General features: G+C 57.5%; 23 protein-coding genes. 6 read left to right on the plus strand and 17 right to left on the minus strand.

Going from position 1 to position 25132, the window contains the following annotated elements; translation table 11 throughout:
• Nucleotides 1–72: 72 nt before the first annotated feature.
• The 5 genes from ADA16_RS01045 to ADA16_RS01065 form a co-directional block, all read right to left on the minus strand.
• A complete protein-coding gene (locus ADA16_RS01045; RefSeq protein WP_193387469.1) occupies nt 73–915 on the minus strand; it encodes a segregation and condensation protein A in 843 nt (280 codons plus the stop codon).
• Between the two features lie 3 nt (nt 916–918).
• Nucleotides 919–1794 (minus strand): ParA family protein, encoded by an 876-nt coding sequence (locus tag ADA16_RS01050; RefSeq protein WP_048758465.1) that lies wholly within the window; start codon nt 1792–1794, stop codon nt 919–921.
• Between the two features lie 116 nt (nt 1795–1910).
• Nucleotides 1911–2849, minus strand: coding sequence for a site-specific tyrosine recombinase XerD (locus tag ADA16_RS01055; RefSeq protein WP_048758466.1), 939 nt, complete (start codon nt 2847–2849; stop codon nt 1911–1913).
• Nucleotides 2846–3499 (minus strand): NUDIX domain-containing protein, encoded by a 654-nt coding sequence (locus ADA16_RS01060; protein WP_048758467.1) that lies wholly within the window; start codon nt 3497–3499, stop codon nt 2846–2848. Before ADA16_RS01060 ends, ADA16_RS01055 begins: the two co-directional genes overlap by 4 nt.
• Before the next feature lie 47 nt (nt 3500–3546).
• Nucleotides 3547–5178: a CTP synthase gene (locus tag ADA16_RS01065; protein ID WP_048758468.1), complete on the minus strand. Its 1632-nt coding sequence runs from the start codon at nt 5176–5178 to the stop codon at nt 3547–3549.
• 266 nt (nt 5179–5444) lie between these two features.
• On the opposite strand from ADA16_RS01065, the gene ADA16_RS01070 reads away from it, so the two are divergent.
• Nucleotides 5445–5963, plus strand: a complete 519-nt coding sequence (locus tag ADA16_RS01070; RefSeq protein ID WP_048758469.1) for a type 1 glutamine amidotransferase domain-containing protein — start codon at nt 5445–5447, stop codon at nt 5961–5963.
• A 40-nt stretch (nt 5964–6003) separates the two neighbouring features.
• On the plus strand, nt 6004–6780 hold the full coding sequence (locus ADA16_RS01075; protein WP_048758470.1) for an LURP-one-related/scramblase family protein: 777 nt from the start codon (nt 6004–6006) through the stop codon (nt 6778–6780).
• 55 nt (nt 6781–6835) lie between these two features.
• Here the strand turns inward: ADA16_RS01075 and ADA16_RS01080 are convergent, their stop codons facing one another.
• The gene (locus tag ADA16_RS01080; protein ID WP_048758471.1) at nt 6836–7951 is read right to left on the minus strand and encodes a lipase family alpha/beta hydrolase; all 1116 of its coding nucleotides are present in this window, start codon (nt 7949–7951) and stop codon (nt 6836–6838) included.
• A 332-nt stretch (nt 7952–8283) separates the two neighbouring features.
• Nucleotides 8284–10248 (minus strand): ABC1 kinase family protein, encoded by a 1965-nt coding sequence (locus ADA16_RS01085; protein WP_048758472.1) that lies wholly within the window; start codon nt 10246–10248, stop codon nt 8284–8286.
• Between the two features lie 132 nt (nt 10249–10380).
• Between ADA16_RS01085 and ADA16_RS01090 the strand changes: the two genes are divergently transcribed.
• The 4 genes from ADA16_RS01090 to ADA16_RS01100 all read left to right on the plus strand — a co-directional run bounded on the left by ADA16_RS01090 (nt 10381) and on the right by ADA16_RS01100 (nt 14357).
• Nucleotides 10381–11100: a hypothetical protein gene (locus ADA16_RS01090; protein WP_048758473.1), complete on the plus strand. Its 720-nt coding sequence runs from the start codon at nt 10381–10383 to the stop codon at nt 11098–11100.
• Nucleotides 11101–11193: 93 nt separating this feature from the next.
• Nucleotides 11194–11700 (plus strand): hypothetical protein, encoded by a 507-nt coding sequence (locus ADA16_RS11085; protein ID WP_152680706.1) that lies wholly within the window; start codon nt 11194–11196, stop codon nt 11698–11700.
• A gap of 139 nt (nt 11701–11839) precedes the next feature.
• Nucleotides 11840–12529, plus strand: a complete 690-nt coding sequence (locus tag ADA16_RS01095; RefSeq protein ID WP_048758474.1) for a hypothetical protein — start codon at nt 11840–11842, stop codon at nt 12527–12529.
• Nucleotides 12530–12722: 193 nt separating this feature from the next.
• Nucleotides 12723–14357: a TROVE domain-containing protein gene (locus ADA16_RS01100; protein WP_048758475.1), complete on the plus strand. Its 1635-nt coding sequence runs from the start codon at nt 12723–12725 to the stop codon at nt 14355–14357.
• Between the two features lie 179 nt (nt 14358–14536).
• Here ADA16_RS01100 and ADA16_RS01105 read toward each other — a convergent pair whose 3' ends face one another.
• The 10 genes from ADA16_RS01105 to ADA16_RS01150 form a co-directional block, all read right to left on the minus strand.
• On the minus strand, nt 14537–15160 hold the full coding sequence (locus ADA16_RS01105) for a hypothetical protein (RefSeq protein ID WP_053084283.1): 624 nt from the start codon (nt 15158–15160) through the stop codon (nt 14537–14539).
• 564 nt (nt 15161–15724) lie between these two features.
• Entirely contained in the window at nt 15725–17518 is a 1794-nt protein-coding gene (locus tag ADA16_RS01110; RefSeq protein WP_204369609.1) for a DUF2075 domain-containing protein, read from the minus strand.
• 1 nt (nt 17519) lies between these two features.
• Entirely contained in the window at nt 17520–17843 is a 324-nt protein-coding gene (locus ADA16_RS01115) for a nucleotide pyrophosphohydrolase (protein ID WP_048758476.1), read from the minus strand.
• A 6-nt stretch (nt 17844–17849) separates the two neighbouring features.
• Nucleotides 17850–18758 carry a copper transporter gene (locus ADA16_RS01120; RefSeq protein WP_048758477.1) on the minus strand — a complete coding sequence of 303 codons (909 nt, stop codon included), beginning with the start codon at nt 18756–18758 and terminating at the stop codon, nt 17850–17852.
• 89 nt (nt 18759–18847) lie between these two features.
• Nucleotides 18848–20032, minus strand: a complete 1185-nt coding sequence (gene steA / locus ADA16_RS01125) for a putative cytokinetic ring protein SteA (protein ID WP_048758478.1) — start codon at nt 20030–20032, stop codon at nt 18848–18850.
• 25 nt (nt 20033–20057) lie between these two features.
• Nucleotides 20058–21797, minus strand: a complete 1740-nt coding sequence (gene recN, locus ADA16_RS01130; protein ID WP_048758479.1) for a DNA repair protein RecN — start codon at nt 21795–21797, stop codon at nt 20058–20060.
• 59 nt (nt 21798–21856) lie between these two features.
• Nucleotides 21857–22855 carry an NAD kinase gene (locus ADA16_RS01135; RefSeq protein WP_048758480.1) on the minus strand — a complete coding sequence of 333 codons (999 nt, stop codon included), beginning with the start codon at nt 22853–22855 and terminating at the stop codon, nt 21857–21859.
• Nucleotides 22848–23687 carry a TlyA family RNA methyltransferase gene (locus tag ADA16_RS01140; RefSeq protein WP_048758491.1) on the minus strand — a complete coding sequence of 280 codons (840 nt, stop codon included), beginning with the start codon at nt 23685–23687 and terminating at the stop codon, nt 22848–22850. Before ADA16_RS01140 ends, ADA16_RS01135 begins: the two co-directional genes overlap by 8 nt.
• A gap of 5 nt (nt 23688–23692) precedes the next feature.
• Complete coding sequence (locus ADA16_RS01145) at nt 23693–23974, minus strand: hypothetical protein (protein WP_048758481.1); 282 nt, start codon at nt 23972–23974, stop codon at nt 23693–23695.
• A 6-nt stretch (nt 23975–23980) separates the two neighbouring features.
• Nucleotides 23981–25021 (minus strand): HAD-IIA family hydrolase, encoded by a 1041-nt coding sequence (locus ADA16_RS01150; protein ID WP_048758492.1) that lies wholly within the window; start codon nt 25019–25021, stop codon nt 23981–23983.
• Between the last annotated feature and the right edge of the window lie 111 nt (nt 25022–25132).

The raw sequence follows: 25132 nt of genomic DNA on the forward strand, positions 1-25132 counted from the left end.
ACCCCAACCCGACCAAGCCCAACCCAGCCCACGCCCGCCCGAGCCCAACAGCCAGCACAGACCAACAGCCACCTACTCCCAGTTCGCCGCCGCTACGACAGCCGGGTCCACGTCGAGCCCTGTCCAGGCCACGTGGATTTCCTCCAGTGCCTCTTCCTGCTCCACACCGATCGCCTTGGCGCGGTAGAGCTCCAGCAGCGCGAGAAACCGCCCGACAACCTCCATCGACACGCGACACTCCGATGTCAGCTGCGTAAAGGTCAGCCAGGTCCCCTCGCCTGCTAGCCGCAGCGAGTCCAGAATCTTGCCCGCCTGCTCCGGCACGGACACGGGCACGCCGTGGATGTGCCCGACACCGACTTCCTCCGGCGGCTTCGGCCGCATCACGACGGCCGCAAACTCGGCAAACTCCCCGAGCGTCATGCCCAGGCGCACGGGCGGCAGCAGTTCCTCGAATTGCTTATCGGGCCCCACGGCCCGCGGATAGCGCCGCGGCGCAGTCTTCTGCCACTCCTCAAACTGGTCGGCCACCTTGCCATACGCCTGGTATTGCAGCAGTCGGGCGAACAGCAGGTCGCGCGCTTCTAGCAGTTCGAGGTCTTCTTCGCTGTCGACGTCGCCACGCGGTAGGAGCCGTGCGGTTTTGAGGTCGAGCAGCGTCGCTGCCACGACGAGGAATTCGGTGATTTCGTCGAGGTCACTGACTGCGTCGAGGCTGCGTGTGTATGCGATGAACTCGTCTGTGACCGCCGCCAGCGCGACTTCGGTGACGTCCATCTTTTTGCTGCTGATCAGCTGCAGTAGCAGGTCGAATGGGCCGTTGAAGTTCGCGAGCGCGACGCGGAAGCCGGTGATTTCTTCCTGCACGCCCTCGCTTGACGACAGTTCGGGAGTGTAACTATCCGGGGAAGTCACCTATTATTTGCGGCCTTTGCGCTCGATTACCTCGCGGGCTAGGTTGCGGTACTGTGCCGCAGCTGGGGTGTTCGGCGCCCAGGTCGTGATGGGCTCACCGGCGACGGAGGTTTCCGGAAAGCGGACGGTACGGGTGATGACCGTGTCGAAGACCTTGTCGCCGAAGACCTCGATGAGGCGTTCCATGACTTCCTTGGCGTGGCGCGTGCGGCGGTCGAACATGGTGACCAGAATGCCGGAGACCTCCAAGTTGAAGTTCAGGCGGTCGCGGACCTTGGCCACCGTGTCGGTGAGCAGTGCCAGGCCGCGCAGCGAGAAGTACTCCGCCACCATTGGGATGATGACGCCCTCGGCGATGGTCAGCGCATTGACGGTCAGCAGCCCCAGCGACGGCTGGCAGTCAATGATGATGAAGTCGTAGTCATTCATCACTGGGCGCAGCGCGCGACCGAGGGCCTGTTCGCGGCCGACTTCGTTGACAAGCTGAATTTCCGCCGCCGACAGGTCGATGTTGGCCGGGACGAGGTCCAGGCCGGAGACCTTGGTGTGGTGGATGGCGTCGCGGACGTCGGTGGTGTCGTCGACGATGAGGTTGTAGACGGTCAGGTCGAGTTCTTCATGCGGGACACCCAGACCGGCGGATAGTGCGCCTTGCGGGTCCAAGTCAACGAGCAGGACTTTACGGCCGAACTCCGCCAGTGCTGCGCCCAGGTTGATGGTCGAGGTGGTCTTACCCACGCCGCCCTTCTGGTTACACATTGCCAGGATGACCGCGGGGCCGTGACTGGTCAGGGGTGCGGGTTCCGGCAGCTCACGTGCCGGACGACCGGTGAGACCGAGTTCAACTCGATCGGCCTCAAACAACCCTTCTTCAGCCACAGTCAATCCCTCTTCCTTGAAGATTTCTCATCAATTCTACTGCGCCACGTAATACTGCCACGTAATACCGCCTTATATTACCGCCACGTAGTAGCGCTACATACTACCGCCGCATATTACCGCGAGTATTCAGCCCGTGGGTGAGCCCCCGCCCAGACTCGTCGCATATTCTCCGCGGTAATCATGGTGTAAATCTGGGTTGTCGTCACGGAGGCGTGTCCGAGCAGCTCTTGGACTACGCGCACATCGGCACCACCTTCAATGAGGTGTGTGCCGAAACTGTGGCGCAGGGTGTGCGGGGAAATTTTCACACTCAGCCCGGCGCGCTCACCCAACTCCGCCAGTATATTTCCGGCCGACTGTCGCGACAGCCTGCGTCCCAGCGAGTTGATAAACAGCGCCGGCCCGGAGTTTGCCCGCACCCAGCTCGGCCGCCCGCGTGTCAGCCACGCATCGAGCGCCGCCATGGCCGGCGAGCCCACTGGCACAATGCGCTCCTTGCCGCCCTTGCCATGCAGTAACACGAGGTTGGTTTCGCGGTCCACGTCATCGATATCCAGGCCGGTGACTTCTGAAACTCGCGCACCTGTCGAGTACAAAAACTCCACCAGCGCACGGTTGCGCAGATCGGTCACGTCTGCGGTGTCGTCGTCGGGGATGGACTCGATTAGGCGGGTGACCTCGTCAATGCTGAGTGCCTTCGGATACCGCGAGGGCTGCTTCGGCGGCGCTACTCGCTTGGCAACATCCACCTCCAACGCGCCCTCACCCACCGCAAACTTGTGGAAGCTCCGCACCGCCGACAGCGACCGCGTCACCGACGTTGGAGCCAACGCTGGTCTGCCCGCCGACTTATCTCCCCGCGCGAGATACGCCAGGAACTCTGTTACATCCTGCTCGGTGACCTGCGGCAATTCCGTGCGGCCAATGCCCCGCAGGTAGGTGCGGTACTTCTCCAAGTCGCGCTTATAACTGGCGAGCGTATTCGCCGACAGCCCCTTTTCCACCGCGAGGTAGGTCACGAAGGCGTCGACAAGCGCGTCAATCGAACTCATCGGATACGTTTCAAATCCGCGCCGGCGCCGAGCTGCTCCGTTCGACGCTGAGCCAGGGCCGTCGGTCTGATGTCGAACGGCTCCGCGACCGAGCGCGGCGTGGCACCCCGCAGCAGCACCTCCGCCGCCAGCAGAATGCCGGACAGCGCGATGCCGTTGAGAATCTCTCCGCGCAGCGCCATCGCCACCGCATCCTCGACCGGAACCCATGACGCAGTCATGTCCGCTTCCTCATCGTGGGCTTCCGGCTTATCGACGGCACGGAGACCCCTGGCCAGGTAGATCCGGACCGCTTCCTCTGCGAAGCCGGGCGAGCTGAACATATCGGTAAGCAGGGACCAGGACTCCGCCTCCAGTCCGGCTTCCTCCACTAGCTCACGTTTGGCGGCCTCCAGCGGGTCCTCGTCCGCGACATCGAGGAGCCCGGCGGGCAACTCCACCAGGCGCTTCCCTGCCGCCTGCCGCCACTGATTCAGCAAGTAGAGACGGTTATTCTCATCTGCGGCAACGACCGCGACAGCGCCGAAATGCTCCACAATCTCGCGGGCGGAAATATTTCCACCGGGCATCCGCACCTGGTCGCGGCGGACCGCGAGAATAGGTGCCTCGAGAATGATTTCGGAATCAACAACGTCAAATTGGTGCGCCATGAGTTTCACTCTAATAGGTAGGCCGGATTTGACCTTGTGGACCTAAGCTAAGCGCGCTTGAGGGCTGCGGCGATGAGGCCGTCGAAAAGCGGATGGGCGTTGGTGGGGCGTGACTTCAGCTCCGGGTGCGCCTGCGTGGCCACGAGGTATGGGTGCACGTCTGTGGGGTACTCGACGAATTCGACGAGTTTGCCGTCCGGCGAGGTGCCCGAGATGACCAGGCCGGCTTCTTCGAGCTGGGCGCGGTAGGCGTTGCTGACCTCGTAACGGTGGCGGTGCCGCTCGGTGACCTCGGTGGTGCCGTAGAGGCGCGCGACGACGGAGTCTTCGGCGAGCTTCGCCGGGTAGGAACCCAGACGCATGGATCCGCCCAGGTCAGCCTCGCCAGAGACGGCCTGGAGCTGCTCCTCCATCGTGGCAATCACTGGCTCGGCCGCGTTTTCATCGAACTCGGTGGACGACGCGCCTTCAACACCTGCGGTGCGTGCCGCCTCGATGACAACGCACTGCATGCCCAGGCAGATTCCCAGCAGAGGCGTGCCGGTTTCCTTGGCATATCGGATGGTCGCGATCTTGCCTTCAATGCCGCGCCCGCCGAAGCCACCGGGGATGACGATCGCGTCAACGCCGGCCATATTTTCTTTCAGCCCCTCGGGGGATTCGCAGTCATCGGAGGCAACCCAGCGGATGTTCGCCTTCACACGGTGGGCGAAACCGGCGGCGCGCACAGCTTCCGCGACGGAAAGGTAGGCGTCCGGCAGGTCGATGTATTTACCGACGAGCGCCACCGTGACCTCGTCCTTCGGGTTGTGGACTCGCTCGAGCAGGTCTCCCCACACGGCCCAATCCATGTCGCGGAACGGCAGGTTGAGGCGGCGGATGATGAAGGTGTCCAGGTGCTCGTCGTAGAGGACCTTCGGGATGTCGTAGATGCTCGGCGCATCCGGGCAGGACACCACGCCCTCGCGGTCGATGTCGCACATCAGCGCGATCTTGTTTTTGAGGGAGTCGGGAACGTCGCGGTCGCATCGCAAAACGACGGCATCGGGAACCAGGCCAATCGAGCGAAGTTCGGCCACCGAGTGCTGGGTGGGCTTGGTTTTCAGTTCCTTGGAGGGGCCGAGGTACGGAACCAGTGACACATGCAGGTAGAAGACGTTTTCGCGGCCGACGTCGTGACGCACTTGCCGCGCGGCTTCCAGGAAGGGCTGCGATTCGATATCGCCGACGGTGCCGCCAATTTCGGTGATGACCACGTCGGGCTTTTCACCGTTTGCGTCCGCGTTGCCCATGGCGACGATGCGGGATTTGATCTCGTCGGTGATGTGCGGGATGACCTGGACAGTCTGGCCGAGGAATTCGCCGCGACGCTCCTTGGCGATGACCGAAGAATAGACCTTGCCGGTGGTGACGTTGCCGCCGGCGGAGAGGTTGCGGTCGAGGAAGCGCTCGTAATGCCCCAGGTCCAGGTCGGTTTCCGCGCCGTCTTCGGTGACGAAGACCTCGCCGTGCTGGAAGGGGTTCATGGTGCCCGGATCTACGTTGAGGTAGGGATCGAGCTTCTGCATAGTCACTTTCAGACCACGCGAGGTAAGTAGGCGACCGAGCGACGCCGCGGTTAAGCCTTTGCCCAGGGAGGAGGCTACGCCTCCCGTAACGATGATGTATTTCGTAACCACGGGACTTCAGAATATCGCCTGCGCGGGTATGAGCGCAAGCTATTTTTCACAATGGCGGATAATGTCTTCATATTTGGGTAACTTTTTCGGGTTTTCTACAAGGCTTTACGACGGCCATAGCTGCAGCCACGGTTGCGGTGTGTAAAGGCGATCAAGACTTCGGCCACGGTTGCGGTGCATGGCCGGAGTCGTGGCTACACCTCGGACCGAACCCCACCTGCGGTGCATCAATGCATAAACGTGACTGTGCCGTTACCCTCGGGGCCATGACTGATTTAGCGAATAAGACCATTGCAGTATTCGCCACCGATGGATTTGAGGACTCCGAGCTGACTAGCCCGGCTGAGGCCGTGAAGGATGCCGGTGCAACCGTGCACGTTATCTCCACCGAAGATGGCTCCATTGAGGGCAAGAATGGCACGCAGGTGGACGTCGATAAGCTCACCAGCAGCGTTTCTGCCGATGAGTACGATGCCCTGATTCTGCCTGGCGGCACCGTGAATGCAGACCAGATTCGCATCGATAAGGATGCCGTGGCGCTAGTGAAGGGATTCGCCGCAGCCAACAAGCCGATTGGCGTGATTTGCCACGGCGGTTGGATTCTCACCGATGCGGATGTGCTGAAGGGCCGCACTATTACCTCCTACATCAGCGTCAAGACTGACCTGATTAACGCTGGTGCCAACTGGGTCGATGAGGAAGTTGTCGTTGACGGCAACCTGATTTCCTCCCGCACCCCGGCCGACCTTGAGGCTTTCAACAAGGCTCTCGTGGAGAACTTCTAAGCCACTCGGCTTTTAGCACCACCAAAGGACAGCTGTTGCCATGAGTTCATATTGGGATAACCCAAAGTCGCTGTGGGATCAGATTCCACAGCACAATGAGGAAGATGCTTCCGGGCAGCAGCCTTCCAGGCCGGAACAGCCTGCCGCGCCTGAGCAACCTTCCGCGCCCGAGCAGCCTCCCGCACCGCAGCAGCTTCCGCCACAGCAAGGGCGCCACCGGGGATTGCTCGCGCACAACAACATCGTTATCCAGCAGATTCGAAACTTCATGGCGGATGATTTCGACATACTGGATACCGAGGGCCACTGCATCGGAAAGATCGAAACTACGGGCAGCACGCTGAGCCGAATGTTTATGGGCTCTCGTCGTCTGACAGTGTCCGAGCCGGACGGCACTCCGGTATTCGTTATCACCGACCCGACCGATTTCACCCTTGATCGTTACGAGGTCTACTACCCCGACCCGCATGCGACTGATGCCGAAGGCAAGCAGCAGGGCGGAGTAGGGCCATCGCGCCTTTTGGCAACTATTCAGCAGAAGTTTGCGTTCTTTCAGCGGAAGCTGGAGATTTCCATCCCCGGTTTTGCTGACTGCCGTGTCGACGGAGACCTCTGGCACTACGACGCCACTTTTATGATTAACGACATCAAAGTTGCACAGATGTCACGCAAGTGGTCGGGGTTTGCGAATCTCCTATCCGGCAATGAGCGCTATGTGCTGCAGCTCAAGGAGGATTTGCCGCCACAACTACGCGCGGCCATTATTGGCGCCGCTATTGCCCTGGATTTGATGGCGAAAAAGGCGCAATCCGACTAGCTATTATCGCTGTCGACTCGCGCCCTTTATCAAGAGCTACTGCTCACGAATATCGCTACCGTGATTCTGCAGCCTGGGCAATGCGTCCATCTATTTCAGTGATGCCGTCAGAAACGGCATTGACGTGTTCGGGGCGAACATTAGCGTTGTCATTGATGCCGCCTTCCACAACGGCGGTTACCGGCACGCACGGAACCTCAACATTACGTCCGAGCGCATTCGCTACCAGCGCGATTGCTCGCGGCGAGAAGGTCAGACCAATATGGCCCGACAGATCCGCAGAGCAACCATCCTGTAGGAGGATGTTGTTGGAAGTCGGTGCGTTCCACTGGCTTGCAGCCATTGGCGTGACGGCTTCATCAACCTGAGTCGAGATTGCAACGTAGTTGACGCCCGGCTGCTCCAGGCCACCTTCATTCATCTTGGCCATGAACTGGCTGTGCTGCAGCAGATCCACCAGGCTCGGGCTGACAATGAAACCCGCAGCCTTGTCACCGGCGTTGTCGAACTGGTTGAGCTGCTCCAAACCATAGGAAGCGCCCAGCAGAGTTGTGCCGTGCAGCACGCCCGCCAGGGACACTACGGTGCCAATTCCCCTGCCCTGCTCCTGCTTGGCGTAGGCGGCAGCCAAGGCACCACCGGCAGAGTGACCAACGATGTCGACTGCGGTCGCACCGGTTTCCGCCTTGAGAGTGTCAATCTTCGCAGTCAGCTCAGCCAAAGCAGTGTCCATCGGGGTCATGTTGCGCATCGTTGGAATAGAGCCCAGCACTGAAAACTCATCCGGGCCCAGCTTGCCGACGTTAAATGCGTACAGACACTTCCCCATTGCCTTTAGCTCCGGTGCCATGCGGGCATAGGTCTGGTACGAGTTCGAGTTCATGCCGTGGATCATGACCACCGGATTCTCACCAGGAGCAGGAACACACTGCACATTTGTGCCCTCTGGGCTGATGTTCTCCGTCATCCCCTGATTGACCATGACTGTGGGGAAATCATTTGCCTTTGGCCCCCAGCCACCCATCTCGGTCCAAGACAGGACCTGATCGTTACCAGCTGCCGAAGCCGGTTCGGCAGCCGCGATGGGAGCCGCCGCCAGAGCGACCCCAGCTGCAGCCAACAGTGCCGTGGCTGACCGTGCCAGTTTTGCAAATGCTCGATGAGTGCCCATGATTACTCCTTGCCTAGAGCAGCGAATAGTAAAACGCTTCCAATAAGAACTACGAAAAATAGACAAAGAGTCAGGGATTAGCAGCCAAAATCAGCGGCGCACCCCTGAGCGGGAACTAATTAAAGCTTCGAAAAAGGGTTAACAAAATGTGAACTAAATATAACTATAATCCCATTTACTTAACGATCTCGTAGGTTTTTAAAGTGATGTCAGTCACAGGGCAAAACAGAAGCCCGCTCCCGGCCCATCCCCGCGCACGCAGCGCCGACAGTGGCTGCAAAATATCTCGAGACATACAGGGTCGGGAACCTGCACGAGTATCAGCTCGAAGGCTAACTCAGGGAGCCTACGTCTCCCCCGTTTCCTACTGAAAGCACCAGCAGTCGGCTGCCCAGCACATACGACACCAGCAGCACAGTCATCCCCGCAAAGGTGGAGAGCTCAAATGTGTTTGCCCACCGGATTCCCTGCCCAAACAGAACCAGCACAATGCCAACAAGAGCGGTAATCGCCGTCAGCACCGACAGAGAGAACAGCTGTCCGTAGTGCTGCATCATTGATCGGCTTTGCGCTGTCCTAAATGGCGAAAAATCTAAGCCGTAGTTTTCCTGGTCCAGCCGATTGGCAATTGTGGTCAGTTGAGCTGGAAGGCGTTCTGCCGCAGGAAGTGCAATTAGTGCTCTTTCAACAGTTTCTTGCACCATCGGAGAAACGCTTACTTCCTGCTGGAAAATGTCGCGAGCGATTTCGCGGGACTCGCTAATAAAGTCACTTTGCGGTGCCAGGATCTTCAAGGTTCCTTCAAGTGCACCTAGGCACCGGAAGGCCGCTGCGATTCCCGGAGGCACCTGGAATCCGGCTTGCACGACGACGCGGAAAAGCTCATCGAAGAGTTCGTCGATTGGCAGACTGTCGACGCGCATAATTAGTGCGCCAATTCGAGGCTCTAACAGCCGGGTATCCAGATTCACCGGTTCAATCAGGAGCCGCCGGAGCGCGGCCACAGCCGCAGCACCATCTTGAAGGTCGACTGCTACCAACAGTCCCATCATGGCCTTGCGTGAAGGCCGGTCCACTCGGCCAACCGAACCGAAGTCCAGCAGGACCAGCTTGTTGTCAGGCGTGAGCATGATGTTTCCACCGTGCAGATCGGCATGAAAAATGCCATGCACGAGAACCTGCTGCATCACAGAAGTGACAATCAGCTGATTGAGTGCCTTGCGGGTTTCCTCCGGTAGATTCGCCACCTGCTCATCTGCCGAGGACAGCGGCGTTCCCTCCACCAATTCCATGGTGAGCACTCGCTGCGTCGAATACTCTGGGAAACCTTTCGGCACACCAATCTCGGTCAAGCCGTCCATCAATTCGAGATTCCGCAGCTCAATCCGATAATCCAGCTCTTCATCCAGAGAGTCGCGAAACCCGACAGCAAGATCATGGACGCCAAACGCCTTCGCCCACTGTGTTCTTCTCTCGAGTAGTCGCGCCAACCAGAAAATAATGTCCAAATCGGCAGCTACGACTTCTTCCGCCCCGGAACGCAACACCTTTACCGCGACTTGAGTGCCGTCTTTCAACTGTGCGCGATGCACCTGCCCCAATGACGCAGCAGCCATCGGCGTCTGGTCAATGCATTCAAAGACCTCCTCCGGCGCTGCACCAAGTTCGGTGGTGAGTGTTTTCTTCACAACTTGCCACGGCTCCGATGGGACCTTGCTGTGCAGATTCGAGAGCTCCGCAATATAGTCCGCCGGCAAAACGTCTGGCCTAGTAGCCAGCATCTGCCCAAACTTGACGAAGGTAACTCCACAATCTGTAAGCGCACGCCGAAGTGCAACCGCCGCACTGGTAGCCGTTTCTGGATTTTCAACGGTTCGCGAACGACGGACATAGCGAAAGAGACCATGCTTGAGCGCAATTCGAGCAATGGTGAATAGACGCCGCATTCGCCGGAAATACTGTGGCATGTGCCGAAGAATGTCGACCGGGCCAGGCAGAGACCCTGTTGGAACGAGCATTTCGGTGGCTGCCAATAGGCTCATCTCAATTGCCAGAACCCAGCCCAGGAAAAGCAGGGAAAACGCAATTCCAGCACCTGAGTACTCCGGCGCTAGTGGATCATGAATGCCCGCATGCTCCAGCATGATGAGCAACAATGGGTTCGCAGCCACACTTGTGACCAGCGAAAATAAGATGGTTCGCGGCCAGCCCACCGGGTACCCCAGAGCTCTGCGGGTAGCCCAGGCAACAACAAAAGTGTTGACAATCGCGGACACAATAACCACTAGCACCGACATACCTGCGAGTATACGTAGGCTGAAACTCAGCCAAGCTTCGTAAAAACCGGAACTACTTCCAACAACGAACACGAGAACAGGCGTTCTAAAGGACTAAACCTCTAATCCGGCCTTTTTACTAGTGTTCAGTGCATGACCACGTTTGATTCGCCAATTATTAGGGCGTTCTTCACCGAGGATGACGTTAAGGCGGCGCAGAAGCTTTCAGCGCAATCCCCGTTGGCCGAGGTTGCAGCTGGTTCCTACCGCGCCACCGTGGATAACTTCGAGGTCCAGGTTGATGGGTTCACTTTTCCGGACTGCACTTCATATCAATGCGATGACTTCCGTACAAGGAAGTCATGTGCACACGTCTGCTTCGGCGTCGCAACAATGTTGGCCGAGCACCCCGGTATCGAAGAAGTCTTGTGGCCGGATTCTGATGCGGCTATGAACCCGGATCTGTTGGAACCGGATTGCTACTACGAGCTCAAAATGCTCCCCATGACTTACTCACCTTCATGTCAGGGAGGCCGCACATTGGCAGAGTCAATATCGGATAAGGCGAGCCAATGCCACGGGGTTGTTGACGACGCTCAAATCGCCGATGAGGTAAAACGCCTGTTCCAGGATTACTTCGAACTGCCAGGATCATGGGATCCCGATATTCGTAGGAAGGAAATTGAGGCGTTGATAGCCGAACTTCACGACCTCGGTGTTGACGACAAGGAGATTCGAACTCTCGTGTCAGAACACCCCGGGTATTCAGACGTAATTCCTCGCCGCTGGTGGCCACGGAGTTGGTGGATAACTCGGTTCTTGCCATCTCATTGGCCTAATTGGCGACTGTCTAATTGGCAGCCACAAAGATAGAAGCCGCGCAGGTTGCGAATCCGAGATAGATCGCGCCGACCTCGCGTTACAGAAAAACCCCTTTCCACCTGCTCTTACATTAAGGTATTTCACATGCACAAACGACACATCTTCGCCCTTGCACTCACTATTCCGGCATTGTTCCTTTCCGCTTGCGCCAACGGAGAATCGGAAAAGGCACCGGAGCCGACGACGGTTACAAAAACAGTCACCAGCCCAGAACGCAGCACGAAGTCGACGACGCAATCCACCACCAAATCTCCTACCCCGTCGGCGACCCCGACCCGGACGTCGGAAAGTTCCAAACCCACTGGTTACACCGACGCGCCCAATGGCGAGCCAACGGCTATAAACAAGACGATTTCGCATTGCGCCAAATCTTCGCAGGGCCTCTATGAGCAAGGCACCACCTGGTTTACAGACGGTACTACCGGCTGGACACAGTATTGCGCCAACAATTTCTATGACGGCCCACCTACAAACACTGCCCCAGAGCCACAAAACAACGAGCCGTCCCCATGGGTTCAAGGACAAATTGACTGGTCTAATTGCTTAAACTCTGGATATTCAGAAGAAGAATGCCGCGCGATGTTGAATTAGATGACGCGATATTAACGGGCCTACACCTCGCTAGATGGCGCAAACATCACCGCTCTTAACATTTCGCTTAACGACGGTGCGTTTGGCCCACATTTCTCATCTTGAGCTACCCATAAAAAATTCCACAGGAAAAAGAAACATGTCCAACGAAACATCCCCGCCACCTTTTAATTTGCCACGACTGCTCAGAGCTGACCAGTTTGCTGAGGTGGTTCATCAACTAATCTCCCCACCGAAAGATGGGCATCTGGAGTACGACCAGATAAGTCAGGGCGAAATAATCTCTAAGGCTGTTGAGCACATTGAATCCGCCCTCAATCATGCCGTCGACTCTAGAGAACGTAACGAAGACCCCGCACCATGGCCTAATTTTGAAGAAATTCTTCATGTCACGAACAAGGCAGTGGAAGACGCACTCGAAATTGCCAAATTAGCGGACGGCTGGGACGGCTGCGAGATCGGTGGTGCCTGCGCAGACCTAATTCTGGATATCCACCCGAGAGTTGTCGCAGCTGCAAAGGTGCCGCCCACAGAACTAGCTCAGTGGTTTATAAATTATGACGGTCTAGCAGAGGCCTGGGATTATAAGCTCGATCCGGTGGCATATGCTCCCACACTCGGCCCCATTGGCATGAAAATTATCCTGGACTGGGTGGAACAGCTTCGAGAATCGCTGGCTGATCCGACGAACCGTTCAAATTGGTACCTAAAACAATTAGTCGACCACATGGATGAACGGTTGGCGGTGCTTTCGGAAACTGCTGCTGAGCCCGCTAACCCTTCCGCGTCAGAAAACCACAACCACACTCACAATCTCGAGCACTTTTGATACCAAACCGGATTGACTTAGTGCACAATCCTCCTACAAAATAGAACTTGTGAAGTGGGCCGGAGCCGTTCGGTTATCAAACTATAATGATTAGCCTGACCCTGATTGGTCGGGCGTTTTCGGACGGTATTTACACGCCCGCTTCACACCCCATTCTTTTTAGATGCAATTGCGGAAACGGGGAGACGACATCGTGGACTCTCTGCAAAACTTTAGTTTCTCAAACACTCCCCAACAGGTAAAAGCTAGCGAAAAGCAAGTGCAAAACTCTGCCGGGGGCTTTACCTTCGAGCTCGATGACAAAGCTCGACTGCGTCGTTTCCTCATTCTTGGTGTCGAAGGTGGCACTTTTTACGCAAATGCAAGACACCTTGCGTTCGACAATGTTCAAATCCTCCAGCGTATGGCGGTCAACGACCCAGTAACCTTGGTCGACACGATTGTCGATGTATCCGTCAGCGGCGCGGCCCCAAAGCAGCAGCCTGCGCTCTTTGCACTAGCCTTTGCTGCATCGGTTCCCCAGTCTTCCCAGGCAGCGCTAGCTGCATTGCCACGTGTCGCACGAACAGGCTCGGCTCTGCTGCAGTTCGTCTCCTATGTAGAGAAGTTCCGAGGCTGGGGTCGTGGCCTGCGCCGCGCAGTTGGAAGTTGGTATTCCACGAAGCGCGCTGATGATCTCGCCTACCAAGTGGTCAAATACCGCAATCGTGGTGGCTGGTCGCACCGTGATCTTCTACGCTTAGCTCACCCTTCGACAAGCGACGAGAGCCTCCGCGCAACGTTTGATTGGATTGTGCGTGGCTCCAGTTCTACCTCCTTTAGCGATTCCACTGGTGACACTTCATCCGAGAACATCCCCACAATAATCGAGGGTTTTGCTAAGGCAAGCCACGCGACAACTTCCAGCGAGTGGGCTGCCCTTGTGCGTGGTTATGGACTCAGCTGGGAAATGCTGCCGGATGCAGCCCTAAACGAGCCCGACGTATGGGCCGCCTTGCTTGATACAGATGTTCCGCAAACAGCACTGATTCGCCAGCTCCCGAGGCTTACTCGATTAGGGCTACTTCCTGGTTTAGGCGGACGGACAAGCGATGTCGTTTCGCAAATTACGGATGCGGAGCGCTTACGCAAAGCTCGCATTCACCCTGTGTCTGTTTTGTCTGCTCAACGCACCTACGCCAAGGGACGGTCCTTCCAAGGAACGACGGAATGGGAGCCAACAGCCCGCATATCTGATGCGCTGGATGAAGCGTTCTATTTATCCTTCGGCGCAGTTAAACCAGCCAATAAGCGAACCCTACTTAGCCTAGATGTCTCGGCATCTATGCATTGGCCACTGGGCGGTACACCGCTAACGGCTCGCGATGCGTCTGCAGCGCTTTCCCTTGTGACACTTGCCACCGAATCCGAGTCAATGGTTTTAGGCTTTACCACAAACAGCCTCACTAAGGGGTTCCTGCGAGATGTCGTCACCCCTCTCGACATTTCCGCACGTCAAAGGCTTGACGATGTCCTAGATTATATAGATGGGCTTCCCTTCGGCGGAACAGACTGCTCATTGCCAATGCTTTATGCACTGGAGAATTCTCTGGAAGTAGACACCTTCGTTATCTATACCGACAACGAGACTTGGGCCGGCAAGATGCACCCACACCAGGCACTGCAGCGTTACCGCAAGGAATCTGGAATCGACGCCAAGTTGGTTGTTGCTGGTATGACTGCCACTAAATTCAGCATCGCTAATCCTGACGATGCCGGCATGCTCGATGTTGTCGGTTTCGACGCCGCGGTGCCAAATCTTATTTCTGAATTCTCTCGCGGGTTTTAGTGCCAGGATTTTAGCGCCCACGCGAACGTTCGCTGCGTTTCTCTGCGCGAGTAAGTGATGGAGGTCGAGAAATTTCTTGTTTCGCTCACCCCAATATGCGGATGATTTTCCTGGTAACGCGTTCCCTAAAAACTTACCTGTCGGGGTAGGTCACCAAATACCCCTCCGTCAAAGATTGATTACAAATCCCCGTAGTATTCGCGAAGCTTCACTGCCATCAAAGAGCGGCGCTTCTGCAGGAACTCGTGGTAGTTCTCAACAGTTGTGTCAACAAGCGACCCAGGAATGGCATTAACTTCAAGGTTTCGGTCAAGGTCCTCGCGGGATGTAATCTCGCCGAGCGTCGGCTCACCGGACTCAATTTGGGAGAACACCTCACCCAAATATTCAGAGGGCATGCGGTTGCCGATTCGAATATTTACCGCAGTTTCTGCAAAGGCGTAGTTGGCCACCTGGTTGTAATCGCGCTTGTCGTTGACCCCGTTTTTGCGAAGATAGTCTTTCGGAACCAGGTGATGAATATCGTCTTGGACTTCAATCATCGAACTAACTAACGCGTGCTTACTTAAAAACGCCGTTGCCTGTGCCTTCACCTGCGAAGCCATAAAGGTTCGGAATTGCGGATTATTCACGCTCGAAGAATCGAAACGCTGTGGGAGTGTTACTGCCCAGAAGCTCTCTCCCAGCTCGCCTTCTTCAAGCTCCTTCAACACTGCGGCTGCCCCGACTCGGTCGATTGCACGCAGGTCTCGTTCAAAGGTTGACTCGAAAAGACCTGACGCTCTACCCGTCAACTGCGTCATAGGGACACCCTCTCTTTGTGTGCCATTATTCGGAATGCTTTGTCCGGCGCTGGCGCACTATTACCGATGTTCATAGCTACGAGCCCCGGGGCCTAACGCAGGTGTTGGAGTTTCTTGCTGACTCCCGGATTGATTGGCGCACAGTTGTGTCGGCGCCAATTTCGTTGAATCAAGTGCCAATGGACGTACCGGTTTATGCAGGATACGTATTTAAGAGCATCTGCAAGGTTCTTCTACCAACTACTGGAAAGAAACTGTGACAAGAGAGGAGATGTCGACCGAGGATAGTAATTATTTTAGACTAGAACTGCAAAAAATTTGGTTCTAGGGCATTGAACTGAAAGATTAATTGAATGAGGGGGCTTATAGGTAGCCAATAATAATTTCGAAAATCCACATCTAAAACGAACCACGCCTTCAAATAGAAATTCGATAGAAAGATACAACCCTGTTCCAATTCCTTATTCGCTCGCCCAGAAGGCTATCCTATGAAGCGATTGCGAACGCGAAACAGAGACATCCCGCGGTTTTTCCGCAAATTAAATATCCCGAGACCAATCCCGGTTAATCGTCCTCTAATCCAGATGCGGCAGCAGTCAACGCTTCACGAAGTTCGCGATCCACAGCATAGATATGTAGCCCGTGTACTCCTCGAGTAAGTAAGACATTAAGCTGGTTCTTCAACAGTTCTTCAGCGAACGACTGTTTCGAACCGTCTTTCAACGTTCGTTTATTCTTCACATTTGGGTTCCACGACTCAGATGGATCAAAGATGATCTTTCCATCACGGTATTTGACAGAGGGGCCAATAATGACACCAGCATAATTCAGGTCAAAACCCTGGATAGTAAAAATAGAACCAATTTCATCAATAGTTTGTGGGCGCTCTGCCCAGCTCAGCTGTAGACCTGCAGTCTTCTTCTCAGTACTCTTCTTTTGATTGTTCCATGGCATTGAAAAATCACCGACTCGAACCTGCCAAAGTTCATTCTCCGCAGGTGGCCGTGCACTCGAAAACTGCCAATCATACGTGGCTATTAACCTAGATAATCCTTCCTCTACATTCGAAGCTTTGTCCTTAATTGATTCGTAAAGCTGGTTAGGATCATCGAAAATCTTAATACTATATTTATTATCCTTCGGAATTTTATGGATAATACCGTCATCGACAAATGAGCGTACCCACTGAATGGTATCCTCTGAGGCAAGCATCCTCATCTGAAGCTTTAAATCAATACTTTTATCGACTCGTTGCTCCATCCAATTCAAATCCGCCGGCTCCCACACCTGATTTGCAGCGAGAATCTGGTCAGGATCAAACACTGCTACCACTACATGTGCACGTTCTAGAATATCTTTAAGGTGGTTTTTACCCCTGTACGACTGTTTTCCTTGCGTCCATAGCAAATGAGCTTCGTCGATTAGAACGACATCCACCTTTTCCCCAGGATTCCGATGATTGATAAAGGATGTCGGCTTCATGACTTTAAGATTCTTAGTACTCGAAATGCCGAGTTTTTCAGCAACCTGCTGATAAACAGTAACTTGCTCATCATGGTTGACTAGCATATACGCGTCAAGGGTCGATTTTCCAAGATGTTCTTCAATAGCCGGGAGCTGTTGATTCAAATCATAAAAAACGCTGCTAAGCAGTACTGTCTTGCCAGTTCCAGCAGCGCCTGAAACCATAATCAGCCTAGAGTCGCCGATGGATTGCATTTGATCTACAACTGCATTAATTATCTCGAACTTTGCATCAGACTGCTCTGTAGTTAACTCATGGAAAGGTGATGCTTTAAAAAGTGCAGATTCGCGAATAATACGTTCAGCTGGAAATAGCTGTTGATCCAGAGCATGTAGTTTAGACCATATCTGAGTGAAAGATTTGTCTAAATGCTCTTTGGTGAAGTAATCACCTTGCGCATTTGTTCGCGCATTTTCAGTAGCGACACTGGTCTCACTGGCAGACTTCACCGATTCGTTGCTAGGCAAATACTGCATAAGTCGATTCTCAATATCCAGAGTCAGCGACTTATTAAATAGAGAGTGCCCAATCACGTACATCTGGGTTCCAGCGCCATCACGTAAATCAAGCCAGAGATTTCGCTTGGAGTTAGATGCCTTTGTATCTCCCTCGAGATGCTGGGTCGTTCGCTGGACAATCGAGTTCGTTTCCCCCACATAGACTCGATACGATCCCTTGTTATCCCGCAATGAAATGATGTAGACCGTAGGGTAGTCAATAATAAAATGGCGGTAAGGAGTATCCTTGCCCTTTAGCTCGTCGATGCCACTACTTGCGTAGTCGACTCGCTCAACAAATGCCCTTGGCGCTGGAAGCAGTTTTCTCTTGGTCACGTTACAACCTGTCGTGCTTAAGCGAGCTTCCCGTGCTTTTACTACGCGGATAGCGCACTTCATTTAGGGCGATTTTCTTCGCAATCGCCTCATTAGGATCGATTTCAGCCCTACGAGCCAGTAAAAGGCAGTAGCTCAGCACATCTGCAAGCTCATCCTCGAGGTCAGCTTTCTCATATTCTGCATCCCATTGAAAAAGCTCGAGCAACTCAGCAGACTCAATTGAAATCGCTTTAGCAAGATTCTCAGGAGTATGAAAAACCTCCCACTTTCTGTCAGAAGAGAACTTGAGAAGCTGCTCTACTGTTTCCCGACTAACTTCCATGTGTTTTTACCTCTTCAACTCCCCAACAACCCCAACCTGGCCCGCCGCATCCGACACAGCGTCCACACGCTTCACTGCAGGGGCAGCACCCCAGCGATCGCCCGGCAGAGCACTGACGCCTTCACGGCCGAAGCCATCAGTCCCCACCACAACGTGACCAGCCGTATCCTCACCGGCACCAAAGCCCTCAGCCAGTGCCACAGCCAGATCCGCAACCAAGCCAGCGCCAAACTCAGGGTCCTCGCCCTTATCAATCGCAGCGCGCGAGACAGTGCCGTGATTGCCAACAATCACAATGCCAGCAGCCGGGCGGAGCGTCCCCTCTTCATACTCGACGAACCCGCCGCCCTTGAGAGCCTCCAGCAGCAGTTTTCGGTCAGCAGCGGAAGCCCGCTCTCCCCCATCCTTATCCAGCTCCAACACCGGAGCCAGCGCCTGGCCAGCCTGGCGACCCGGCTCGCGGCGCTCCGGATCCAGCTGCACATCAGCCGGCAGCGAGGTAGAAACCGTATCCTTCAACTCATCCGCACCTGCGGCGGAGAGGAACTTATCGGTCAACTTCAACACGCCGGCATTCGGGGCACCGGCAGCGCGCAGGGTCTCGGAAACCCCTGCAAGCTGCTCATCGGTGGCATCGGGAGTCGCGATAACAAGGACAGGCACATCCTTCAGAGTGTCTTGGACGATCTCCCCGACAATGGGCTCGATGATGCGGTTGGCTTCATCGGCACGCGCTTGCTGCGCATCAGCGCGTGCAACAGCGGCATCGCGCTCAGAGGCGGCGCCAGTGCCGAAATCAATGCCAGCACCGGCAGGGTTCAACACATAAGCACCCAGCGCAGCACCTGCCGCAACACCGAGGGCAGCACCTGTCACACCGGCTGTAAACTTCCCGCTCCTGCGCTTCTTCGCCATCGCCCGTCCCTCATTCCTTTCGCCGACGCCTCAATCAGCACTGACAGCTGAAAACTCAGGCGCTCACAATGCTCAAGATACCGCTATAACTACTTAAACAGCCCCTGGAACCACAGAGCAATGGAGTTCCAGGTATCAATCAGATTCTCGCTGACAGAACCATCACCGGAGGTACCAGCAATAGCGAAGATCACCGCAACGGCGACAAAGATAGCCAGAATCGCCCAGGCCACACCGAAACCACGGCTATTGACCTGGTAGAGGTCGGCGACCATGCGACCGTCGACAAGCTTCTCCCCGACCTTCAAACGCGACAGCAACGCCGACGGCACACCGCTTTGATTTTCAGCGTGGTAGATGCTGTCGATGTTCTGCGGGGCGCCAACGGAGACGACCATGTCGGCGTCGTGATGCGCGGCGAAGACCAGCGCCAGGTCAGTGGCGGAATCGGACAGCGCCGGGAAGGTCATGGCGCCAATGCCGAGGTCCTGAATGCGCTCAAGGCCCACCGCGTGACCATCCGGATCAGCGGGCAGGATCACGCAACCGGCAGACCGCAGCGCCTCAGAATTAATGTTCTCCGGATCACCGATGATGTAGTCCGGCTGGTACTTAAGATCAAAGAGCGTGTCGGCACCGGTGTCGACGCCGATGAGCAGCGGCTCGTACTCGCGGATGAAGTTCTTTAAGTCCTCCAGCGTCTTGCGGTGTCCCTCACCAGGGCTAACCACAACGACCTTGCGGCCGCGCAGCGGCTCCGTCTCGTCCGGAATACCCAGGCCATCGATGTAGAGCGGGGACTCAGTCTTGGCGAATTCCACCAAGTTGCCGGAGAGAGCCTCTAGGCGATCGACCATGCTGGTGCGGCCCTCGTCGAAGGCGCGCTCCAGCTCGTCTTGGTCGACCTCGTCGCCCTGTCCAATTAGGCGGTCACCGTGGTAGAGCTTGCCGTCGTCAAGCCTGCCGTTCTTGCCGTCCTTGAGTTTCTCGAAGACCTCGTCGCCGACGTTCTGCACCATCGCAATGTCGGCATCGCGCATCATCTGCGGGCCGTAATTCGGCACAAAACCCGTGGTAAACGCGCCGGTGTTCACCACTGCGGCGACCTTCGCATCAATCAACTGCTGTGCCAGTGGACGCGAGATATCCGGCGCATCGATCACCACGATGTCGCCTTCGCCCATGCGCTTTAGCGCACGATCCAGGCGGGAACCGTCCCGCACGGTCCCCGAAATGCCAGGAAGATCTTTTTCGTTCCGAGAGAACAGACTCATGGCACTTAGTGAAACATAAGTGCAGCTACTTGGCCGCGAAGGCGCGCCGAGCTTGATCCAGAAGATCTTGCGCGTGCGCGCGTCCGGAGTCCGAATCGTCCAAGCCCGCCATCATCCGCGCGAGCTCGTCAATCCGCTCCTCATCGCCCAGGCTCGTCACCTTCGACGACACCGCACCCGAACGGGCGTCCTTGCTGACCACCAAGTGTGTATCCGCAAACGCCGCCACCTGAGGCAAGTGCGTGACGACGATCACCTGGTTATTCACCGCCAACTGCTTCAGGCGCTTGCCAATTTCCACAGCCGCGCGCCCACCAACACCGGCATCGACCTCATCAAAAACCATCGTGTGTCCGGCCTGTCCTTCGGCGAGGACAACTTCCAATGCCAGCATGATGCGGGAGAGCTCACCGCCGGATGCGGATGAGGCCAGCGGGCGCGGCTCGGCACCTTCGTGGGCGCGGAGCTTGAACTCAATGTTGTCCACGCCTGCGGGGCCAAAGGTCTCGGCCTTGGTGATTTCCACCACCAGCGAGGTGTGCGGCATGGCCAGGCCCTTGAGTTCCTTGGTCACGGCCTGTTCCAGGTGCTTCGCAGCCTTTGCACGGGCCTTGGAGAGCTTCCGCGCGGTGGTGCCGAGCTTCTTCTCCGCGGTCTTAATCTCCGCGGTGAGTTTGTCCAGGGCTTCGCCGGAGACATCCAGCGTGGCGAGCTTGCGCTCCGCCTTATCCCGCCAGGCCAACACGCCCGCGATGTCCGGGGCATACTTGCGGGTGAGATTCTTGATCTCCACCTGGCGCTGCATGAGCTTATCCAGGGATTCGGTTTCCTCGGGCAGACCAGAGAGAAACGCGCCGAGACCAGCGGAAATCTCGGAGAGCTGGCTGGTCAGTTCATTGAGCTGGTTGGAAAACTCGGTGAGTTCCTCGTCGTCTGCGGCGGCAAGCTCAGTGGCGGCGGCGCCGAGGAGTTCGGCGGCACCGGAGTCTTCGGTGGCCGCATCCATGCCGGTCACGCCCACGGCGGCCGCACCGTCGATGGCGGCGAGCGCCACGGCTGCAGCGTCGCGGAGACCGTCCAGGTCCTGCATGCGGCGGATCTGGGAGGCCAGGTCCTGGTCCTCGTCCGGCTCCGGCGAGACTGCGTCGATTTCCTCGATGGCGAAGCTGAGCTGATCAGCACGCATGGCCAGCTCACGGCGCTTCGAAGTCTTCTCTTCCAGTTCTTTGACCAGGGTGCGCCAGTGTGCGCGCTGCTGACGATAAGTTTCCAGGGTTGGTGCGATGGTGTCGGCATCCATGCGGTCGATGGCCGCACGCTGCTCATCGGCACTCTGCAGGCGCAGCTGATCGTTCTGGCCATGAATCGCAATCAGGCGTGTGGAGACATCCGCCAATGCCGCAGCCGACGCACTGCGGCCGCCAACCCACGCCCGGGAGCGTCCCTTCGCGGAGACCTGACGGGCAAGGAGATACTCGTCATTTTCATCGCGCTCGCCGCCGAGCTCAGAAACCACAGCATCGATGGTGGCTGACTCGCCCTCTGAGAGGTGTTCGGTGGAAACGCGACCTTCCACCAAGGCCTTGTCAGCGCCGGTGCGCACGCGGCCGGCGTCGGCACGCGCGCCACAGAGCAACTTGAGGCTGGTGACCACCATGGTCTTACCCGCACCGGTTTCACCTGTGAGCACGGTCAGGCCTGGGCTGAATTCAAGCGTCGCGTCGGGGATAACGCCGAGGTCGCGGATGGAAATCTCAGTCAGCATGGCGCCTGCAATCAGTCCTTCCCTTGAGGTGTGGGGTCTCGTCTGCCGTGGGTAAAAGGCTATTCGGCCTCGGCGGGGCCGCGCCACCCGGACGTCGGCAAGCGGAACTTGTGCACCAGACGATCGGCGAACGGCTGATCATCCAGACGCACCCAACGCACCGGCTGCGCGCCGCGCTCGATTTCAATGCGGCTGCCCGGAGGCATGGTGATGTTACGGAAGCCATCGAGCACCGCGACGGCCTCGGCGGTGTCGTGGTTGGTCTCAATGGCGATGGTCGAGTGCGGGGAGATCACCAGCGGACGGGAGAACAGCGCGTGGGCGTTGTTGGGCACGACCAGCATGGCGTCGAGCTCCGGCCAGAGCACGGGCCCACCTGCGGAAAAAGCGTAGGCGGTGGAGCCTGTCGGCGTGGAAATCAGCACGCCATCACAGCCGTAGGAACTCACCGGGCGGCGATCGACCTCTAGGATGACGTCCAGCACGCCACGACGGTTAACGTTTTCGATGCTGACTTCGTTCAACGCCCACCCGGAGCCAATCACGCGGCCAGTCGTGTCACGGACGGTGGCGCGGATGGTCATGCGGTCTTCGATACGCCAGGAACGCTTGATGACGCGGCTAATCGCCTCCGTCATGGACTCCTGCTCCCACTCGGCGAGGAAGCCCACGTGTCCCATGTTGATGCCGAGCACCGGCAGGTCAGCCGAATGCGCGATATCTGCAGCGCGCAGGAAGGTGCCGTCGCCCCCCAGGACGAGGACGAGTTCGCATCCCGACGCCGCCTGCGGGGAGTGCCAGTAGCGCGGGTACTTACCGAGCGTTGGGTGCGCGGCCAGTGCCTCCGGGTTTTTACCGGCCAGCACGCGGATATCGATACCCGCGGCCTCAAGCAGCTCGGCGGCCTCGGCGGCCATTTCCAGGTTGGCGCTACGGCCGGTGTGCGGGACCAGCAGGATTTCGCGCTTGCCGGCGCTGGTCTTGGAGCTATCAGTCCGTGAGTGAGTCTTCGCGCTAGTCGGTGAGCCGGTCCGTGATCCGGTCGGTGAGCTAGTCATTGTGCGGCCCCTCCTCAACGGCCTTGGCGATGGCCGCAGCCATCGCCTCATCACCAATATCGCTGGCGCCGCCGTCTTTCACCAGCCACAGGAAAAACTCCACATTGCCGCTCGGGCCCGGCAACGGGCTGGCCACGGCCGTACGGAAGGATAGCCCCAGCGTGCGGGCGTATTCGGCGACTTCTTGGACGACTTCCTGGCGCAGCGCGTCGCTGCGAACGACACCACCGGAACCAAGGCGTTCCTTGCCCACCTCGAACTGAGGCTTGACCATCGGCAGCAGGTCAGCACCATCGTCGAGGCAGGAGACAATCGCTGGCAGAACCAGCTTCAAAGAAATAAAGGACAGGTCGCCGACCATGACATCGGCTGTGCCGCCGAGAATCTCGGGGGTCAGCGTGCGGACATTAGTTCGGTCGAGCACAACCACTCGCGGGTCATCCTGCAAGCGCCAAATCAGCTGACCGTAGCCGACATCGACGGCGTAGACGGTATCGACATCGCGGCGCAGACACACATCGGTAAAACCACCAGTGGAGGCACCGGCATCCAGCACTTTCCGGCCCTTCAAGTCCAGACCCTGCGGTTCGAAAGCTTCCAGCGCCCCGAGCAGCTTGTGCGCCCCGCGCGACGCCCAGTTCTCGTCCTCTTCCAGGCCACTGACGCGAATGGACACGTCCCCCGTCACAGCAGTCGCAGGCTTGGAGGCGACAAAGCCACCGACCTCTACTCGGCCGGCCTTAATCATGTCCACTGCCGCCTCACGGGAGCGAGCAATCTTCCTTCGCACCAGCTCCGCATCGAGCCTGCGCTTAGGAGCTTTCTTTGCCACCGCGTTCACTTTCCTTCCCTGCGTGACGAGCCCAGGGCCTCATACAAAATCTCATGCGCCCGCTCGAACTGCGCGACTCTCTCCTGCGGAGTCGGCGCAGGTGCGGACAGTGCGGCCGCAACCTGGTCGCGGACATCCTCCGGAGTTACCTCGCGCGCACCGGGCATTGCCGCCGGGCTGGGTGCAGCAGAGGGGCCAGGCTTAGTTGCGGATGCGAAACCCGGTTTTGGCCCCGGCACAGGACCAGCCCCCTGCCCCTGCCCCGGCTTCGGTGCGACCTCACTCATCGGCTATCACATCCGCCAGGCAGCAAGCGCCGCCGCAGCAGCCGGGCCATCCGCGCGGACCTGCGCGACCTCCACTGCGCCAGCACGACCAGCCTCAGAGTTCCACACCACATCCACGACCGTCAGCAGCGCCGCCACCGCAGCCTCCGCCGAGTTCGCCAACCGAGGATCTGCCGTGTCACCGCCAGAAAGAACGATGACACCGGCCTCCGCGTCGTCGTAACGCGCGATGAAACCAGCCTGCGGCGCCGGGCGTGCCTGATCCAGCTCACGGTTCAGCGCGGTCATATCAGCGCCGATAAGCGTCGGGCGGTGCTCAGGTGGCGCCGCGACGACATCCATATGCGTGGAAACACCCGTGACCACCATAAACGTGTCCATCTTCGCAGCGTTTCCACCCGCGATGTCGGTATCCAGGCGGTCACCAATCGCCAGCGGACTCTTCGCGCCCAGGCGCTCCGCCGCCTTAATGAACATCGGCGGCTTCGGCTTACCCGCCGACAGCGGCGCCACGCCCGTGGTCGTCGAAATCGCCGCAGCGACCGAACCATTGCCGACCAGGAACCCGCGCTCCGACGGCAGCGTCGTATCCAAATTCGACACCAGGTAGCGCGCACCTCGCGACACCGCCAGCGCCGCCTCCGACATCTGCTTCCATGTCATCTCACGGTTGAGCCCCTGGAACACCGCCGCGGGGTAGTCATCAGCGGAATCCACGAGGTTGTACCCCGCCTCACGAGCCAACTGCTTAAACGACTCCGCACCCAATACGAAGACGTTCGAGCCCGGCTCAATGACCTCCGCCGCCATCTCGATGGCCGCCTGCGCCGACGTCATCACATCGTCCGCGTGAACGTCATAGCCCAGCTCATTGAGCTGATCCGCCACCGTCTGCGGCGCACGCGAGGCGTTGTTCGTAATAAACACCATCGGCAGCGCCGCCTCGGTCAGCCCCTCCAGCGCGTTCGGAATCGCCGCGCCACCTTCGTAAATCGTGCCATCCAGATCCAACAGAGCGGCATCATAGGAAGAAGCGACAGAAGCCATGAGGTGCATTTCTCCTTTTACGAAATAGGAACGCTTTACGACGAATTGTAGATGCGCGGCCGGATTGCGTCAGCGGTACGTCAGCTGTGACTGATTTTGCGAACCGGACGG

Source organism: Corynebacterium vitaeruminis (assembly GCF_001054325.1).
In the GTDB taxonomy this organism is placed as follows: Bacteria; Actinomycetota; Actinomycetes; order Mycobacteriales; family Mycobacteriaceae; genus Corynebacterium; species Corynebacterium vitaeruminis_A.